Source organism: Ruegeria sp. CJ3, assembly GCF_056536725.1.
This window is the reverse complement of record NZ_JBQFQE010000014.1, coordinates 23,102-40,656: the sequence shown is the minus strand read 5'-3', so window position 1 is coordinate 40,656 and position 17,555 is coordinate 23,102. Positions and strand designations below refer to the sequence as shown.

The window sequence follows — 17,555 nt, the reverse complement described above, 5'->3', positions numbered from 1 at the left end:
CCGATGGCACGTGACAAGACTCGCGTTAAACGCAAAGAGCGTAAGAACATCGCATCGGGCGTTGCCCATGTGAACTCGACCTTCAACAACACCAAGATCCTGATCTCGGACGTACAGGGCAACGCCATCGCATGGTCGTCTGCCGGCACCATGGGCTTCAAAGGATCGCGGAAATCGACACCTTATGCGGCTCAGATGGCTGCAGAAGATGCAGGCAAGAAGGCGCAGGAACATGGCGTCAAGACGCTGGAAGTCGAAGTTCAGGGCCCCGGATCGGGTCGTGAATCGGCTCTGCGTGCGCTGGCTGCAGTGGGCTTCAACATCACGTCGATCCGCGACGTGACACCGATCGCTCACAACGGCTGCCGTCCGCCGAAGCGTCGTCGCGTCTAAGCGATTTTGAATTAGGCTGGGGCTGTGTTTTTGCACGGCCCCAGCACGTCATTTTGAACCTCGGGCGTCTGCACCTTGTTGGTCATGGGGCGCGGACAGGAATGGAGGGATTACATGATCCATAAGAATTGGGCAGAATTGATCAAGCCGACCCAGCTTGACGGCAAGCCGGGCAACGATCCGGCACGTCAGGCAACCCTGGTTGCAGAACCGCTGGAGCGTGGCTTTGGTCTGACTCTGGGCAACGCGCTGCGTCGCGTTCTGATGAGCTCGCTGCAAGGTGCGGCCATCACCAGCGTTCAAATCGACAACGTCCTGCACGAGTTCTCCTCGGTCGCGGGCGTGCGTGAAGACGTAACCGACATCATCCTGAACCTCAAAGGCGTGTCGCTGCGCATGGAAGTCGAAGGCCCCAAGCGCCTGTCGATCAATGCCAAAGGCCCCGCAGTTGTCACTGCAGGCGACATCAGCGAAAGCGCCGGTATCGAGGTTTTGAACCGCGATCACGTCATCTGTCACCTCGACGATGGCGCAGACCTGTTCATGGAACTGACCGTCAACACTGGCAAGGGCTATGTCTCGGCTGAGAAGAACAAGCCCGAAGACGCACCCATCGGCCTGATCCCGATTGATGCGATCTATTCGCCGGTCAAAAAGGTTGCCTATGACGTTCAGCCGACCCGTGAAGGTCAGGTTCTGGACTATGACAAGCTGACTCTGAAGATCGACACCGACGGTTCGATCACGCCCGAGGATGCACTGGCATTCGCCGCGCGTATCCTGCAGGATCAGCTGTCGATCTTCGTCAACTTCGACGAGCCGGAATCGGCTGGCCGTCAGGACGAAGACGATGGTCTGGAGTTCAACCCGCTGCTGCTGAAGAAAGTCGACGAGCTGGAATTGTCGGTCCGTTCGGCAAACTGCCTGAAGAACGACAACATCGTTTACATCGGCGATCTGATCCAGAAGACCGAAGCCGAGATGCTGCGCACCCCGAACTTCGGCCGCAAGTCGCTGAACGAGATCAAAGAAGTGCTGTCCGGCATGGGTCTGCACCTCGGCATGGATGTCGAGGACTGGCCGCCCGACAACATCGAAGATCTGGCGAAGAAATTCGAAGACGCGTTCTAAGCGCGTCTTCCCAAATGCCCGGGTTGCCGGGGACTAAATGGGCACTTCCGCCCCAAGGAGAGCCGGTGACACGCATCGCCGGCCAGACAAAGCAAAACGCGAAAGAAGGAACTAGAAAATGCGTCACGCACGTGGTTATCGCCGCCTGAACCGTACTCATGAGCACCGCAAGGCTCTGTTTGCGAACATGGCTGGCTCGCTCATCGAACATGAGCAGATCAAAACAACTTTGCCCAAGGCAAAAGAACTGCGCCCGATCATCGAAAAGCTGGTCACTCTGGGCAAGCGCGGCGACCTGCACGCCCGCCGTCAGGCAGCCTCGCAGCTGAAAGAAGACAAAGACGTCGCCAAGCTGTTCGAAGTTCTGGGCCCCCGCTATGCCGAGCGTCAGGGCGGTTATGTCCGCATTCTGAAAGCCGGTTTCCGCTATGGTGACATGGCCCCGATGGCGATCATCGAATTCGTTGACCGCGACATCGACGCCAAAGGTGCGGCTGACAAAGCCCGCGTTGCCGCCGAAGAGGCCGCAGAAGAATAAGATCAGGTCCCTGACCGATCACAAACCTCCGTTCGGGCAACCGGGCGGAGGTTTTTCTTTTGGGTCAAAGCCCGCTTGCAATCATGGCTTTGGGTCAGCATATCTTGGCGGGCACAGTCACCGGAGCCTCCATGATCCGTACCCTTCTGACCCTGTCTCTTCTGTTTGTTGCCACCGTTGGTCACGCCGAAACAAAGGTGCCGACATCGAAGGCCGAAATCAGCCTTGGCTTTGCCCCTGTCGTCAAGCAAGCTTCGCCCGCAGTGGTAAACATCTATGCCAAGATCGTGCGCGAAGGACGGGCCAATCCGCTGTTTTCGGATCCGTTCTTTCAGGATTTCTTTGGCCGGGGGTTTAATGAACCACGCCAACGGGTGCAGAACTCGCTGGGGTCGGGGGTGATCCTGTCGGGCGACGGCTATGTGGTCTCGAACTACCACGTTGTCGGGACGGCCACCGAAATCCGGGTTGTGACCACCGACAGGCGTGAATACTCGGCGCAGGTGGTTCTGGGCGACAAGGAAAGCGACATTGCGATCCTGCGGCTGGAAGAGGCCGAAGACCTGCCGTTCCTGATGCTGCGCGACTCGGATCATGTTGAGGTCGGAGAGCTGGCGCTGGCCATCGGCAATCCGTTTGGCGTAGGGCAGACCGTGTCGTCGGGCATCATTTCAGGTCTGGCGCGCACCGGGACAGCGACCGGCAATGCGCGAGGATACTTCATTCAGACGGACGCGGCGATCAATCCGGGGAATTCGGGCGGTGCGCTGATCGATGTGAACGGCGATCTGATCGGCATCAACACCTCGATCCTGACGCGCTCGGGCGGGTCGAACGGCATCGGCTTTGCCATACCGGCCAATCTTGTGGCCGAGTTCTTGCGGCAAGCGCAGGCAGGGAATGACGGTTTCATCAGCCCATGGGCCGGGATATCCGGCCAGCACATGAGTGCGGATATCGCCGAGTCGCTGGGATTGGTGTTCCCGATCGGTGTGGTGATTTCCGACATCCACCCGCTCAGCCCGCTGGGAGAGGCCGGGCTGCGGGTGGGGGATGTGGTGACCCATGTGGACGGCGACGAAGTTAACTCACCCGCCGAGATGAAATTTCGCATGTCTGTCGCGGGTGTTGGTGGGACCTCGATCCTGACACGCCTGCGTGGGGACCAAAGCAATGATATCAGTGTTGCACTGGTCAGGGCTCCGGAAACACCCGCCGCAGATGAGACCACACTGGACGACGATACCGTAATGCCCGGCCTGACCGTGTCGCGCATCAACCCCGCAGTGATCACGCGGCTGCGGTTGCCCCTGTCGGTGACTGGGGTCGTGGTTGTGGATGCGGCTCGGTACGGTGGCCGCTCGGGTCTGCGGGCTGGCGATGTGATCAACAGTATCAACGGGGCCGAGATCGCAGAACCTGCTGACGTGACCAACGCGTTGACCGACCCCGGTCGCCGTTTGCAATTCGAGATCCAGCGCGGTGCGCGGTCCGTATCGCTTCGGTTCCGGTTGTAACCCGTGTCCGATCTGTTTGATACCGGGGCATCCGAATCCGCCGCCGCACCGCACCGCCCGCTGGCGGATCGGCTGCGGCCGCAGGCGCTGTCCGAGGTGATAGGGCAGACGCAGGTTCTGGGTCCGGATGCACCTTTGGGGGTCATGCTGGCCTCGGGCAGCTTGTCCAGCCTGATTTTCTGGGGGCCTCCGGGTGTGGGCAAGACCACCATCGCACGGTTGCTGGCGCAAGAGACGGACCTGCATTTCATCCAGATCAGCGCAATTTTTACAGGCGTTCCCGATCTGAAAAAGGTGTTCGAGGCGGCGAAGATTCGACGTCAGAACGGGCAGGGGACGTTGCTGTTCGTGGATGAGATTCACCGCTTCAACAAGGCGCAGCAGGATGGCTTTCTACCACATATGGAGGACGGGACGATCCTTCTGGTCGGGGCCACGACCGAAAATCCCTCGTTTGAATTGAATGCGGCCGTACTCAGCCGGTCGCAGGTACTGGTGCTGGAGCGGCTCAGTCTTGCGGATCTGGAACACCTGACCCAGCGTGCCGAGAAAGAGCTGGATCGCGCCCTGCCGCTGTCCGGGGCTGCGCGGGATGCGTTGCATGAGATGGCGGATGGCGATGGGCGGGCATTGCTGAACCTGATCGAGCAGGTTGCGGCATGGCAGGTCAAAGACCCGCTGACGCCCGAGGCGTTGTCGACACGGCTGATGCGGCGCGCTTCGAAATACGACAAGTCGGGGGACGAGCATTACAACCTGATCTCGGCCCTGCACAAATCGGTGCGCGGCTCGGATCCGGACGCGGCGCTCTATTGGTTCGCGCGCATGTTGACCGGAGGGGAAGACCCTCGCTTTCTGGCCCGCCGTCTGACCCGCATGGCGGTCGAGGATATCGGTCTGGCTGACCCGCAGGCGCAGGCGATTTGCCTGCAATCGTGGGAAACATACGAACGATTGGGCTCGCCCGAGGGAGAATTGGCGCTGGCGCAGGCGGTGGTGTATCTGGCGCTGGCCCCGAAATCGAACGGGGCATATGTCGGATTCAAGGCTGCGATGAAGCTGGCCAAGCAATCGGGCAGTGAGCCCCCACCGAAGCACATCCTGAACGCGCCGACATCGCTGATGAAGGATCAGGGCTATGGGGCGGGCTATGCCTACGATCATGATGCCGAGGACGGGTTTTCCGGCCAAAACTATTTCCCCGATGGGATGAAGCGGCCCGATCTGTATCAGCCTGTCGAACGCGGGTTCGAACGTGAGCTGAAAAAGCGGCTGGAGTATTTCGCCAAACTGCGATCCCAGCGGAACTCGGGCTAGGGTTGGCTTGACTCTGCGCCCGATGCGCGCGACAGACGCGCATGTTTTCTAGGGTATCAACACAGACATATTTCGGGCGGGATAACCGTGCGGAACAAGGGGCAATGGCATGAGTGGTGTACAGATGATCACCGTGGCGGATGGGGACGGCGACCAGCGGCTGGATCGCTGGCTGCGCCGCTTGTTTCCGCATGTCAGCCAGGGCCGCATCGAAAAGATGTGCCGCAAGGGTGAGCTGCGCGTTGACGGCGGGCGGGTCAAAGCCTCGACCCGGCTGGAGGTCGGGCAGTCCGTACGCGTGCCCCCACTGCCCGACGCGGATCACAAACCGGTCGAGGTAAAGCACCGTGTATCCGATGCGGATGCGAAGATGATCCAGTCCTGTGTGATCTATCGCGACGACCATATTCTGGCGCTGAACAAGCCCCATGGCCTGCCGGTGCAGGGTGGCAGCGGTCAGACCCGCCATGTGGACAGCCTGTCCGAGGCGCTGCGCTTTGGCTATGACGAGAACCCGCGCCTTGTGCATCGTCTGGACAAGGACACATCTGGCGTTCTGCTGATGGCCCGGACCCGAGAAGCGGCCAAAGGGCTGACCGCTGCTTTCCGCCATCGCAACACACGCAAGATCTATTGGGCACTGGTGGCTGGGGTTCCGACGCCCTATCTGGGCGAGATCAAGACCGGTCTGGTCAAGGCCCCCGGTCATGGCAAGCAGGGGGAAGGCGAGAAGATGATCGCCGTGCACCCCAGCGAGGTCAACGAAACCCCCGGCGCAAAACGCGCGCATACGCTCTATGCCACGCTCTACCGCGTTGCGGGCCGTGCCGCCTGGGTGGCGATGGAGCCCGTCACGGGCCGGACCCATCAATTGCGGGCGCATATGGCGGCAATTGGCCATCCGATCATCGGCGATGGCAAATACGGCGGCTCGGGGCAGGAAAATCTTGGCGACGGCTGGGGCGCGCAGTTGGGCGGCGTCATCAGCAAAAAGCTGCACCTGCACGCGCGGAGGCTGTCCTTTGAACATCCGATGACCCGCAAACCGATATCAATTGAAGCCCCGCTGCCGGATCACATGAAACACAGCTGGGACACGCTGGGCTGGACCGAAGACCTTGCCGCGGATGACCCGTTCGAGGAGCTGCGATGAGCGCCCCCCTGCGGCTGGTTCTGTTCGATGTGGATGGCACTCTGGTCGACAGTCAGGGGGCCATCGTTTCGGCTATGACCGCGTGCTTTCAGGCGCTTTCGCTGCAGGTGCCGGACCGCACGGCCATTCTGTCGATCGTTGGTCTGTCCTTGCCTCATGCGATGGCCCGCCTTGCGCCGGATCAGCCGGACGGGGTGCAGGGTCAGTTGGTTGAGGGATACAAGCAGGCCTACCATGCGCAACGGCTGGAACAGGGGGCGGCCAGATCGCCGCTTTATCCCGGTGCACGCGCGGCGATCGAGGCGTTGCACGGGCAGGGCGAGGTTCTGCTGGGCGTGGCCACTGGCAAATCCCAGCGCGGGCTGGATGCGCTGCTCGAGGCGCATGCGCTTGAACGCTATTTTGTGACCCGACAGGTGGCTGATCATCACCCCTCGAAACCGCACCCATCGATGATCGAAACTGCGCTGGCCGAGACAGGGGTCAGGCCACAACAGGCGGTCATGATCGGCGATACCAGTTTCGATATGGAGATGGCCGCCGCTGCACAGGTCGCCGGGATCGGCGTCAGCTGGGGTTATCACGACCGCACGGCGCTGCAGGCTGCGCGTATGGTGATCGACGGGTTTGAACATTTGCCAGACGCACTGGCCAAGATCTGGGACAACTAAGATGAGCGACTGGAAACCCAAACGCTTCTGGACTGACAGTACCGTGGTTGAAACCGAAGGCGGCCATACGGTCGAACTGGATGGCCGCAGGGTAAAAACCCCGGCCAAGGTTGCTCTGATCCTGCCGACCCGCGCCATGGCCGAGGCGGTGGCTGCCGAATGGGATGCGCAAGAGAAAGAGGTTGATCCGACCACCATGCCCTTCACGCGTTCCGCTAATGCGGCGCTGGATAAGGTGCAGCATCAGCATGGCGAAGTGGCCGACATGCTGGCGGATTATGGCGATTCGGATTTGCTGTGTTACCGCGCGACCCACCCCGAGACATTGCAGACCCGGCAGGCCGAGGCCTGGGATCCGGCGCTCGACTGGGCCGCCGAGACGCTGGGTGTGCGACTGACCCCCCGGGCCGGAGTGGTGCATCAGCCGCAGGATGCCACGGTGCTTGATGCCTTGCGGGCGCAGGTTCATGCTCTCACCCCGTTTCAGATGGCGGCGTTTCATGATCTGGTCAGCCTGTCCGGCTCATTGATACTGGGTTTTGCGGCGGCACGGGATTGGCGCGAAGCCAGCGAAATCTGGCGTATTTCCCGGCTGGACGAGCTTTGGCAGATCGAGCAATGGGGCGTGGACGATGAAGCCGAGGCCGCCGCCCGCACCAAAGAGCAGGCTTTTCTCCACGCCAAACGCTTCTTTGACCTCTCTAACTGAGACCAGATGGGCCGGGATCGCAATCCGGCCGCACTTTCCTGCGCCCTGACCTATCGTTTTCCCTGATCCGGCCCTTGACGTTTGTTGATGAATACGCCCAAACTCGGGCCACTAAAGGGGAGACACCTTTTGGGTAACCTTTCCGGTGCGCAGGTGCCGGATCGAACCGTCCCTGTAAGGGATGGAAAATCAGGAAGAGGTAAAAATGAAAAAATCCGTAATCTTGGGCGTGGCAACGATTGCCGGCCTGGCTGCTGGCGCAGCTGCGGCGGGGACTGTTGACGATGTCAAAGCACGCGGCAAGCTGAACTGCGGTGTGACCACCGGTCTGGTCGGCTTTGCTGCACCCGACGCAAATGGCGAATGGCAGGGCTTTGACGTCTCGCTGTGCCGTGCTGTTGCTGCCGCCGTTCTGGGCGATGCAAGCGCCGTCGAATTTGTTCCGACCACCGGCAAGACTCGCTTTACCGCGCTGGCGTCCGGCGAAATCGACATGCTGGCTCGTAACACCACCTGGACCTTCAGCCGCGACGTCGACCTGAAGTTCGAATTCACCGGTGTGAACTATTATGACGGTCAGGGCTTTCTGGCCCCCAAGGCACTGGGCGTAAGCTCGGCCAAGGAACTGGACGGCGCGACCGTCTGCGTTCAGACCGGCACCACGACCGAACTGAACCTGGCGGATTTCTTCCGCTCGAACAACATCAGCTATGAGCCGGTTCCGGTTGAAACCAACGCGGAAGGTCAGCAGCAGTATCTGGCTGGCGCATGTGACGTCTACACCACCGACGCATCGGGCCTTGCCGCCACCCGCGCCACCTTCGAGAACCCGGGCGATCACGTCATCCTGCCCGAAATCATCTCGAAAGAGCCTCTGGGCCCGCTGGTCCGTCATGGCGATCACGAGTGGGGCGACGTTGTCCGCTGGACTCTGAACGCGCTGATTTCGGCGGAAGAGCTGGGCGTGACTTCGGTCAACCTTGAGGAGATGGCCGGAAACGCAGACGCAAACCCGGAAATCAAACGCCTGCTGGGCGTCGAAGGTACTCTGGGTGAGATGCTGGGTCTGGACGCCGATTGGGCCGCGCGCGCAATCGCCGCTGACGGTAACTACGGCGAAATCTTTGCCAAGAACATCGGCGAAGAGACCCCGATCGGTCTGGCACGCGGCCTGAACGGTCAGTGGACCAACGGCGGCCTGCTGTACTCGCCGCCGTTCCGCTAAGACATCCAAAGAGGAGGGCGCGGGGCAACCCGCGCCCTCTTTCTCATCATAATGCTGCGGATAGCTCATGAGCGGGGAAAACCTCGCCGGTAACGAAGCGTCCGAAAAGCACGGGGATCCCAAAATATGTCAACTATGACTGACCCGCCGAAAGCTGACTTTCGGTTGTCTATGCTCATAAACGACACCCGCTATCGTTCACTGACATTCCAAGTGATTGCGGCCGTCGTTATAGCGCTTTCCATCTGGTATCTTGGCAATAACCTGATCCAGAACCTCAGGGCCGCTGGCCTTAACATTTCCTATACCTTTCTGGGCGATCCCGCCGGGTACGATATCAACCAGGTTCTGATCGACTATGACAGCCAGTCGTCGCATGCGCGCGCTGCTGTTGTGGGGCTTTTGAATACTCTGCTGGTGGCGTTTCTCGCTTGTATCACTGCCACGTTTTTCGGCGTGATCGCGGGTGTGCTGCGCCTGTCGAACAACTGGCTCGTTTCAAAACTGATGGCAGTTTATGTCGAGATTTTCCGGAACATTCCGGTGCTGATCTGGATCATTATCATCTTTACCATCATGACGGCCGTGCTGCCGGGCCCGCGCGAGTTCCGGGGGGACAATCCGAGCTCAAGCATGGTTCTGGATCTTTTTGCTTTCACCAACCGCGGTGTTTATATTCCGCGCCCGGACTTTGCCAACGGGCTTTTCAGCTCGACATTCCTGAACTGGATCGTAGTTCTTGCAGTGCTTGTCGGGTCGTGGTTCGTCTCGAAAGAGATCGAAAAACGAGCGACGCATAAGCAAGAGGAAACGGGCGAACGTCCGAAGACCTTCTTGCCCAAATTGGCTGTTTGGCTGGGCCCGCTTGTCGTCCTGATGTTCCTGATGGGGCTGACTTGGAATGTCCCCGAACTGAAGGGTTTTAACTTCAGCGGTGGGATCAAGGTCGGCGGTCCGCTGATAGCACTATGGTTTGCGTTGTCGATCTATACCGGCGCGTTCATCGCTGAAAACGTGCGGGCAGGCATTCAGGCGATCAGCAAAGGTCAGACCGAGGCTGCCGCAGCGCTCGGGCTTCGTCCCGGTCGGATCATGAACCTTGTGATCCTGCCTCAGGCCCTGCGGGTGATCATCCCACCGTTGATTTCGCAGTATCTGAACATCACCAAGAACTCCTCTCTGGCGATTGCGGTGGGCTATGCAGATATCACCGCGACACTGGGTGGTATCACGCTGAACCAGACCGGACGTGCGATCGAATGTGTTCTGTTGCTGATGCTGTTCTATCTGACAGCCTCGCTGCTGATCTCGATGGCGATGAACGTCTATAACGCATCCGTCAAGTTGAAGGAGCGCTGAGCCATGGCCGATCAAACAACCAATCCGATCGCATTCGTGGCCGATGGCACCATCCCGCCCTCTCCGCCACCCGCAAATGAGACGGGCATTGTCAAATGGCTGCGCGAGAACCTGTTCTCGGGCGTGACAAACACGATCCTGACACTCGCCTCGCTGGTGCTGATCTACCTCATTCTGAAGAACACGTTGCCGTGGATTCTGAACGGGGTTTGGAACGCGAACTCACTGGCGGAATGCCGTGAGATTCTCGCGGGCAAGACCGGGGCCTGTTTTGCGGTTCTGACGGAACGCTGGCCACAGCTGATCTATGGCTTCAAATACCCGGACGAGGCCTACTGGCGCCCAAATCTGGCATTTGTGCTGATGCTGGTAGCGCTGGCGCCGGTTCTGTTCTTCGATCTGCCACGTAAACTGCTGGTATTCACCGCGCTCTATCCCTTTATCGCTTTCTGGCTGATCTGGGGTGGCACCATTCTGGTTCCTCTCGTGGCGTTGGCTGGCTTTGTCGCCGCAGGTGCCGTGTTCCAGAAGCTTGGCCGCAACAGCTTTGCCGCAGGGTTCTTCGGCGCGATTGTGGTGGCTCTGATCGTCTGGAATCTCGGCGGGGCTTTGATCCCGGAAGATGCTAACGAAGATGCCATGCTCACAGCTGTTCCAAGCCGTGATCTGGGTGGCTTCATGCTGAACATGATGCTTGGGCTAACCTGTGTGTCATTGTCGGTCCCTCTGGGGATCGCGTTGGCCTTGGGTCGTCAGTCGAGCATGCCGCTGATCAAGTGGGTCTGCGTTATCTTCATCGAATTCATCCGCGGCGTGCCTTTGATCACGCTGCTGTTCGTGGCTTCGGTGATGCTGTCGTATTTCTTCCCACCCGAAAGCACAGTCGACCTGTTCCTGCGTGTCGTGATCATGATCACCATGTTCTCGGCCGCCTATATCGCCGAGGTGATCCGCGGCGGTCTGGCAGCTCTTCCGCGTGGGCAGTACGAGGCAGCAGATAGTCTGGGTCTGGATTACCCGCAGGCGATGCGTCTGATCATCCTGCCGCAAGCTCTGAAGATCTCGATCCCCGGGATCGTGAACGTGGCCGTTGGCCTGTTCAAGGACACCACGCTGGTTTCGGTCATTTCGATGTTCGATCTGGTGGGTATGATCCGGGGCCCCATCCTGGCGTCGACAGAATGGAACGGCGTCTATTGGGAGCTTCTGGGCTTTGCCGCGCTTCTGTTCTTCGTCGTCTGCTACGGCATCTCTCAATATTCCCAGTGGCTCGAGCGTCGCCTTGCCACGGATCATCACTAAGGAGTTCAACATATGTCTGAACTTGCACTAGACCGCGAAATCGACCGCTCGAAAATGCATGTGAGCGAAGAGGTCGCTATCGAAATCACCAACATGAACAAGTGGTACGGGTCCTTCCACGTTCTGCGCGACATCAATCTGACCGTCAATGAGGGCGAGCGGATCGTGATCGCGGGGCCTTCCGGTTCCGGTAAGTCCACCCTGATCCGCTGCCTGAACGCGCTGGAGGAGCATCAGCAAGGCAAGATCGTCGTCGACGGGACCGAGCTGTCGAATGACCTCAAGAACATCGACAAGATCCGGTCCGAGGTTGGCATGGTGTTCCAGCACTTCAACCTGTTCCCGCATCTGACCATTCTGGAAAACTGCACGCTGGCCCCGATCTGGGTGCGCAAGACGCCCAAGAAAGAGGCTGAAGAGCGCGCGATGCATTTCCTGGAAAAGGTGAAGATCCCGGATCAGGCGCTGAAATATCCTGGCCAGCTTTCGGGTGGTCAGCAGCAGCGTGTGGCGATTGCCCGCTCGCTTTGCATGATGCCGCGGATCATGCTGTTCGATGAACCGACATCGGCGCTGGATCCCGAGATGATCAAAGAGGTGCTCGACACCATGATCGAATTGGCCGAGGAAGGTATGACCATGCTCTGCGTGACGCACGAGATGGGCTTTGCCCGTCAGGTTGCCAACCGCGTGATCTTTATGGATGCCGGTCAGATCGTAGAACAGAACGAACCAGAAGAGTTCTTCAACAATCCGCAAAGCGAACGGACCAAGCTGTTCCTCAGCCAGATTCTGGGGCACTGAAACACGTAGGATGGGGTTTCACCCCATCTTGCGATGACCGGATCAAGGCGAGGGGAACCCTCGCCTTTTTCTATTGCAGCAACGCGCGCGGGATGACGAACCCAAGCACCTCGCCGCTGTGCCATGCAAGGTTGGCCCAATTCGGGATATCGAACCGGATCACGGTTGTTGCGCAGGTCGGGTAGTCGGCAAACCGCGCGTGATCGGGGGCTTGCCGGACGATGCGTTGGGCGAATTCGGCGATGCCGGGATTGTGGCCGAGCAGCAGAACGGTGGCCCCTGATGCGCCTGAAAGGGTGCCCATGATGTCCTGAGGGTCAGCGTGATAGAGCGCGCTGTCGAAACTCACCTTTCGGGCCTGTAGCCCCATTCGATCCCACGTTTCTCGGGTGCGGGTCGAGGTCGAACACAGGACTTCATCCGGCAGCCAGCCATTTTCCCGCAGCCACGCCCCCACTGCCGGGGCCGATTTGCGCCCGCGTTTGTTCAGCGCGCGGTCATGATCGGCCAGCGCCGGATTGTCCCAGCTGGATTTCGCGTGGCGGGTCAGGATCAGGGTGCGGGTCATGAGAGGTGAAAGGCCCTCATGTGATGGGCCGATTGCTCGGCGTCGCGCCCTGCGCCAGCACTCAGCGGGCAGGCGAGGCGTGCCAGACAACCGCCAGTCATGCAGGTCTGGCCCTCGGTGGTGTCCAGATGGCCGTGGCAGGCGGCGACGTCATAGAAACTGTCCGGGTTCAGCGCCCCCACCGGGCAGGCGGTCGTGCACGGGGCCGGACAGGTGGTGCAGGGCGACGGGGCGGATGCCGTGGGGACGGCAAGCTCGGCCTCGAAATGCAGTGCGCCGCGATATGAGATCATCATGCCAACTTGATCATGCACCAGCGCGCCAACCGGGCTACTGAATGTACGTCCGGATTTCAGCGCCCAATCGATGAAGGGCGCATAGGGCGGGCCACCGAATGGGAAATGCGGCTGCGCGCCGAACTCCTGCGCTATTTGCCCGATTACACGCAATGACCAGCGATCCACCGGATCGGCGTGGGACCACTCGGGTGAGGCTTTCAGGACAGGCCAGAACGCCGGGCCTGCCCCAAGCAAGATCAGCGTACCGCCCTCGGGCCCTTTGGCGTTGCTCCGGCGCGGGTGCAACGCGCCCATGACGACCAGCCCAGCCTGCTGCGCGGCTTGTTCGACCTGTGCGTAGGTATCGGGGTCGGAGGGGGCGTGTCCTGCCATGTCTCCTCTCTTGCTGGGTCAGTCGGGACGGATCAGCGATCCGGCACCATGTTCGGTGAACAGCTCCAACAGAACGGCATTGGGTGCGCGCCCGTCCAGTATCACGACTGCCCGTACGCCGCTGTGCAGGGCATCCAGTGCGGTTTCGGTTTTGGGAATCATGCCACCTGCGATGGTGCCTTCCAATGTCATCTCGCGGATCTGACCGGCCTTGAGCTCGGTCACGACCTCTCCGGCGGCGTTCTTGACGCCCGAGACGTCGGTCAGCAGCAGCAGGCGATCCGCCTTCAACGCCGATGCAATCGCACCCGCCGCGGTGTCGCCGTTCACATTGAACGTCTCACCTGCACGCCCGGCGCCCAGCGGCGCGATGACGGGGATGACATCATGGGCAAAGAGGTCATGCAGAACCTTGGGATCCATCGCGGCAGGCGATCCCACAAACCCCAGCGAGCTGTCGGTCTGGTCGCAGATCATCAAGTTCGCATCCTTGCCCGACAGGCCCACGGCCCGGCCGCCCTGGCCGTTGATCGCCTGCACGATGCGCTTGTTCACAAGGCCCGAAAGCACCATTTCGACCACCTCGACGGTGGGTTTGTCGGTAACGCGCTTGCCGCCCACGAACTCGGATTGGATGTCCAGCTTGTCCAGCATCGCGTTGATCATCGGCCCGCCGCCATGCACGATCACCGGGTTCACGCCGACCTGACGCATAAGCACCACGTCGCGGGCAAAGCTTTCCATCGCTTCGTCGCTGCCCATGGCATGCCCGCCCAGCTTGATGACCACAATCGCGCCGTCATAACGTTGCAGGTACGGCAAGGCGCTGTTCAAGGTGGCGGCGGTGGCGATCCAGTCCCGGTTCATTTCACGTGTCTTCATGGCTAAGGTCCCTCTGGCATTCCGTGTTAGGACCTTTGAGGGGCGCTGCCAAGACCCAAGCTATTCCAGATGCGCGATGATCGAGCGCAGGGTCGGAATGCCGTCGCCCTTCTCGGACGAGGTCAACACGATTTCGGGGAAGGCCGCAGGGTGTTTCGACAGCGCGCCGCGTACCTGATCCAGCACTTTTTCACGCTCTTTGGCCTTGACCTTGTCGGCCTTGGTCAGCACCACCTGAAAGGTCACGGCACTGGTGTCCAGCAGCTTCATGATCTCGGCATCCACCGGTTTCACCCCATGGCGCGAGTCAATCAGCACAAAAGCGCGGCGCAGGGTCTGACGACCGCTGAGGTACTTCTTCAGCAGTCGCTGCCATTTCTCGACCACCTTCACCGGTGCATTGGCATAGCCATAGCCGGGCAGGTCAACCAGATACAGCTCTGGGCCTTGGGTGAAAAAGTTGATCTCTTGCGTGCGGCCCGGCGTGTTCGAGGCGCGTGCCAGCCCCTTGGTGCCGGTCAGCGCGTTGATCAGGCTGGATTTGCCCACGTTCGAGCGGCCTGCAAAGCAGACCTCCAACCGGTCGGGCGCGGGCAGACCGTCCATGGCCACGACGCCTTTGACGAAGGTGGATTCGCCGGCAAACAGCTTGCGCCCGGTCTCTTGCGCCAGCGTGTCCGGGTCTTCGGCCAAAGGAAAGGGAAGTGCGGTCATAGCACCTGCACCGTGTCACCGGTTCGGATAGCTCCGCCCTCCAGCACTTCGGCATAGACACCGAAATCCTGATGATCCCATGTCTTGAGCGCGCCCAGTGTGTCGGCATCGCGTTCGCCCGTCTCGGGGTTGGCGGTGGTGGCCAGGCAGCGGGTGATGCGTTCGCGGACGCGGAACACCGCCTCGCCGATGCGGATATCGCGGTCGATCCAGTCGAACTCGTCCCACAGGGGCAGGCCGTCGAACCAGATGTTGCCGCGCCAGCGGGCGATGGATAGATCCCGCCCCAGCTTTTGTTCGACCGCCCGGTGCGAGGCCATGTTGCACAGGCTGATCGACGGAAAATCGCTGTCGGTCATGCCGCGCCCCGGTACCCGCACGATACGGGCCGAGGCCGCGCGATCCGCAGGCATCAGCGGTTTGACCCAGTTCAGAAAGACGTCCTGTTGGGTGTCCGGCTGAAAGCTCAGATCGGGGCGCTGGGGGTGTCGCAGCGTGACCCGGTCGCCCTGCAGTTCGGCTGAGATTGCCATCAGCTGCGGGGCCTTTGCGCCGCGACTGAAATTGGGGCAGGGCACCCATTTTGATCCGTCGGCCTTGGACGCCTCGTGCGCAACGGCCCAAACGCGATCCCCGGGCATGGTCTGCCCGGGGGTCATGGTGACGTGATCAAGGCTTTCACGCCCGTGACTTTTGATCGGATGCCGCCACAGGCTGGTGACCGCGCCGCTCATTTGTCATCCGTCTTTGGCGTTTTCTTGAAGCCGGACTTGATGTTGCCGAACACGTCCGGCGTATAGCCCTGGCTGCGCATGATCAGATACTGTTGCGTGAAGGTGATCGTGTTGTTCGCGATCCAGTAGACCACCAGCCCGCTGGCAAAGCTGCCCAGCATGAACATGAACACCCACGGCATCCAGGCAAAGATCATCGCCTGCGTCGCGTCGGTGGGTGCCGGGTTCAGTTTCTGCTGCAGCCACATCGAAATCCCCAGCAGCAGCGGCAGGATGCCGATCAAGATGGTGGCCATCAGCGTACCGGGCTCGGGGCCGGCCCAAGGCAGCCAGCCGAAGAAGTTCATGATCGAGGTCGGGTCCGGTGCGCTGAGGTCGCGGAACGGGCCAAACCATGGGGCTTGACGCAGTTCGATGGTGACAAAGATCACCTTATACAGCGAGAAGAAGATCGGGATCTGCATCAGGATCGGCAGACAGCCCGCGGCCGGGTTTACCTTTTCCTTCTTATACAGCTCCATCATGCCTTGCTGCATCTTCTGACGGTCGTCGCCTGCAGCCTCTTTCAGGGCCTCCATCTGCGGCTGCAGTTCCTTCATCTTCGCCATCGAGACGTAGGATTTGAACGCCAGCGGGAACAGGATCGCCTTGATGATCAGCGTCAGGCCGATGATGGACCAGCCCATATTGCCGATCAGGGCGTTGATGTTGTGCAGCAGCCAGAAGATCGGCTTGGTCAGGAAGAAGAACCAGCCCCAGTCGATGCTGTCGATGAATTTCTGCACCCCCTCGGCCTGATACTCGCGGATGGTTTCCCATTCCTTTGCACCGGCAAATAGACGGGTGGTGACCTCGGCGGTTTCGCCCGGGGCGACGGTCAGAGTCGGCAGGACGGTTTCGGTCTGATAGATCTTGCGGCGCGAGTCATATTTGGCTGCCGCCTTAAAGGCCGAGCCGGGCTCGGGGATCAGCGTGGTCATCCAATAATGGTCGGTGAACCCGATCCAGCCGTCCTGCTTGACCTGATAGACCTCGGCCTGCGCGCGCTCGTTGGGGTCGATGTCGAAATCGCGCACGTCGCCGTAATCAACCTCGGACAGGGTGCCGTCGGCCATGCCGATCACACCCTCATGCAGGATGAAAAAGTTCTTCAGCCCCGGCAGATCGCCATCTTCGCCGATGCCATGACGGGCGAGGATGCCGTAGGGGGCCATGCCCACCTCGGACTGGGTGGCGTTTTCAACCGATTGGGTGACGGTGAACATATAATCCTGGTCGACCGAGATCGTGCGGCGGAAGGTCAGCCCGTTCCCGTTGTCCCAGGCCAGCGTGACGGGCGTGTCGACCCCCAGCGCCTCGCCCTGTTCCAGCGTCCAGAGCGTATTCGGCCCAGGCACATCCGCACCCGCCAGCCCGGCGCCCGGCGCCCAGCCATAGAGCGCATAATAGGCCGAATCCGATCCAACCGGAGACAGCAGTTCGACGATGGGCGCACCCTCGTCGATGGATACTTTGTAATCTTTCAGGAACAGCTCATCAATGCGGCCGCCCGAGAGGGACAGGCTGCCCTTCAGGCGCGGCGTGTCGATCTGCACGCGCGGGGCCTGAGCGTCGGGCTCGGCCTCTTCTGCGGTGGCGGTCGCCTCGGCGACGGTGCCCGAGGCGGCGGCGTTGGGTGTCTGCACCTCGTCGCCTTCAAGGGCTGCGATCCCGGCTTCGTCCTGCGGCAGGGTCTGTTCCGGTGGAGGGAACAGCACAAACCACACGATGATCACCAGAAAGCTGAGCACAGTTGCAAGGATGAGATTCTTGTTCTGATCGTCCATCGGGGACAGCCACCTTCAGCAGTAAAACACACCCGCTGGGT

At 60.5% G+C, this 17,555-nt stretch carries 18 protein-coding genes; 12 read left to right on the top strand and 6 right to left on the bottom strand.

Translation table 11 applies throughout. From position 1 onward, the window contains the following. Positions 1–3: 3 nt before the first annotated feature. The 12 genes from rpsK to ACR0J1_RS18685 all read left to right on the top strand — a co-directional run bounded on the left by rpsK (position 4) and on the right by ACR0J1_RS18685 (position 12,119). Positions 4–393, top strand: coding sequence for a 30S ribosomal protein S11 (rpsK, locus tag ACR0J1_RS18740; protein WP_093965380.1), 390 nt, complete (start codon positions 4–6; stop codon positions 391–393). Positions 394–507: 114 nt separating this feature from the next. Continuing rightward, positions 508–1,524: a DNA-directed RNA polymerase subunit alpha gene (locus tag ACR0J1_RS18735; RefSeq protein ID WP_010437127.1), complete on the top strand. Its 1,017-nt coding sequence runs from the start codon at positions 508–510 to the stop codon at positions 1,522–1,524. Between the two features lie 118 nt (positions 1,525–1,642). Further along, positions 1,643–2,062, top strand: a complete 420-nt coding sequence (gene rplQ / locus ACR0J1_RS18730; RefSeq protein ID WP_480734187.1) for a 50S ribosomal protein L17 — start codon at positions 1,643–1,645, stop codon at positions 2,060–2,062. A 131-nt stretch (positions 2,063–2,193) separates the two neighbouring features. Beyond that, positions 2,194–3,579: a trypsin-like peptidase domain-containing protein gene (locus tag ACR0J1_RS18725; protein ID WP_480734188.1), complete on the top strand. Its 1,386-nt coding sequence runs from the start codon at positions 2,194–2,196 to the stop codon at positions 3,577–3,579. Positions 3,580–3,582: 3 nt separating this feature from the next. Continuing rightward, entirely contained in the window at positions 3,583–4,896 is a 1,314-nt protein-coding gene (locus ACR0J1_RS18720) for a replication-associated recombination protein A (RefSeq protein ID WP_480734189.1), read from the top strand. 109 nt (positions 4,897–5,005) lie between these two features. Beyond that, positions 5,006–6,049 carry an RluA family pseudouridine synthase gene (locus ACR0J1_RS18715; protein WP_480734190.1) on the top strand — a complete coding sequence of 348 codons (1,044 nt, stop codon included), beginning with the start codon at positions 5,006–5,008 and terminating at the stop codon, positions 6,047–6,049. After that, positions 6,046–6,720 (top strand): HAD-IA family hydrolase, encoded by a 675-nt coding sequence (locus ACR0J1_RS18710; RefSeq protein ID WP_480734191.1) that lies wholly within the window; start codon positions 6,046–6,048, stop codon positions 6,718–6,720. The genes ACR0J1_RS18715 and ACR0J1_RS18710 overlap by 4 nt, the downstream gene beginning before the upstream one ends. Before the next feature lies 1 nt (position 6,721). Further along, positions 6,722–7,429 carry an ATP12 family chaperone protein gene (locus ACR0J1_RS18705; RefSeq protein ID WP_480734192.1) on the top strand — a complete coding sequence of 236 codons (708 nt, stop codon included), beginning with the start codon at positions 6,722–6,724 and terminating at the stop codon, positions 7,427–7,429. A gap of 205 nt (positions 7,430–7,634) precedes the next feature. Continuing rightward, positions 7,635–8,654, top strand: a complete 1,020-nt coding sequence (locus ACR0J1_RS18700) for an amino acid ABC transporter substrate-binding protein (protein WP_480734193.1) — start codon at positions 7,635–7,637, stop codon at positions 8,652–8,654. Between the two features lie 126 nt (positions 8,655–8,780). After that, the gene (locus tag ACR0J1_RS18695; protein ID WP_480734194.1) at positions 8,781–10,013 is read left to right on the top strand and encodes an amino acid ABC transporter permease; all 1,233 of its coding nucleotides are present in this window, start codon (positions 8,781–8,783) and stop codon (positions 10,011–10,013) included. 3 nt (positions 10,014–10,016) lie between these two features. Continuing rightward, a complete protein-coding gene (locus ACR0J1_RS18690) occupies positions 10,017–11,315 on the top strand; it encodes an amino acid ABC transporter permease (protein ID WP_480734195.1) in 1,299 nt (432 codons plus the stop codon). 12 nt (positions 11,316–11,327) lie between these two features. Further along, positions 11,328–12,119, top strand: coding sequence for an amino acid ABC transporter ATP-binding protein (locus tag ACR0J1_RS18685; protein WP_480734196.1), 792 nt, complete (start codon positions 11,328–11,330; stop codon positions 12,117–12,119). 70 nt (positions 12,120–12,189) lie between these two features. On the opposite strand, the gene ACR0J1_RS18680 is transcribed toward ACR0J1_RS18685, so the two are convergent. The 6 genes from ACR0J1_RS18680 to yidC are packed head-to-tail and all read right to left on the bottom strand — an operon-like array spanning position 12,190 to position 17,514. Next, a complete protein-coding gene (locus ACR0J1_RS18680) occupies positions 12,190–12,687 on the bottom strand; it encodes a SixA phosphatase family protein (RefSeq protein ID WP_480734197.1) in 498 nt (165 codons plus the stop codon). Then, a complete protein-coding gene (locus tag ACR0J1_RS18675; RefSeq protein WP_480734198.1) occupies positions 12,684–13,358 on the bottom strand; it encodes a ferredoxin in 675 nt (224 codons plus the stop codon). Before ACR0J1_RS18675 ends, ACR0J1_RS18680 begins: the two co-directional genes overlap by 4 nt. 18 nt (positions 13,359–13,376) lie before the next feature. Next, positions 13,377–14,240: an acetylglutamate kinase gene (gene argB, locus ACR0J1_RS18670; RefSeq protein WP_480734199.1), complete on the bottom strand. Its 864-nt coding sequence runs from the start codon at positions 14,238–14,240 to the stop codon at positions 13,377–13,379. Positions 14,241–14,300: 60 nt separating this feature from the next. Continuing rightward, the gene (gene yihA, locus ACR0J1_RS18665) at positions 14,301–14,954 is read right to left on the bottom strand and encodes a ribosome biogenesis GTP-binding protein YihA/YsxC (RefSeq protein ID WP_480734200.1); all 654 of its coding nucleotides are present in this window, start codon (positions 14,952–14,954) and stop codon (positions 14,301–14,303) included. Next, positions 14,951–15,688 (bottom strand): MOSC domain-containing protein, encoded by a 738-nt coding sequence (locus ACR0J1_RS18660; RefSeq protein ID WP_480734201.1) that lies wholly within the window; start codon positions 15,686–15,688, stop codon positions 14,951–14,953. Before ACR0J1_RS18660 ends, yihA begins: the two co-directional genes overlap by 4 nt. Continuing rightward, complete coding sequence (gene yidC, locus ACR0J1_RS18655; protein WP_480734202.1) at positions 15,685–17,514, bottom strand: membrane protein insertase YidC; 1,830 nt, start codon at positions 17,512–17,514, stop codon at positions 15,685–15,687. Before yidC ends, ACR0J1_RS18660 begins: the two co-directional genes overlap by 4 nt. Between the last annotated feature and the right edge of the window lie 41 nt (positions 17,515–17,555).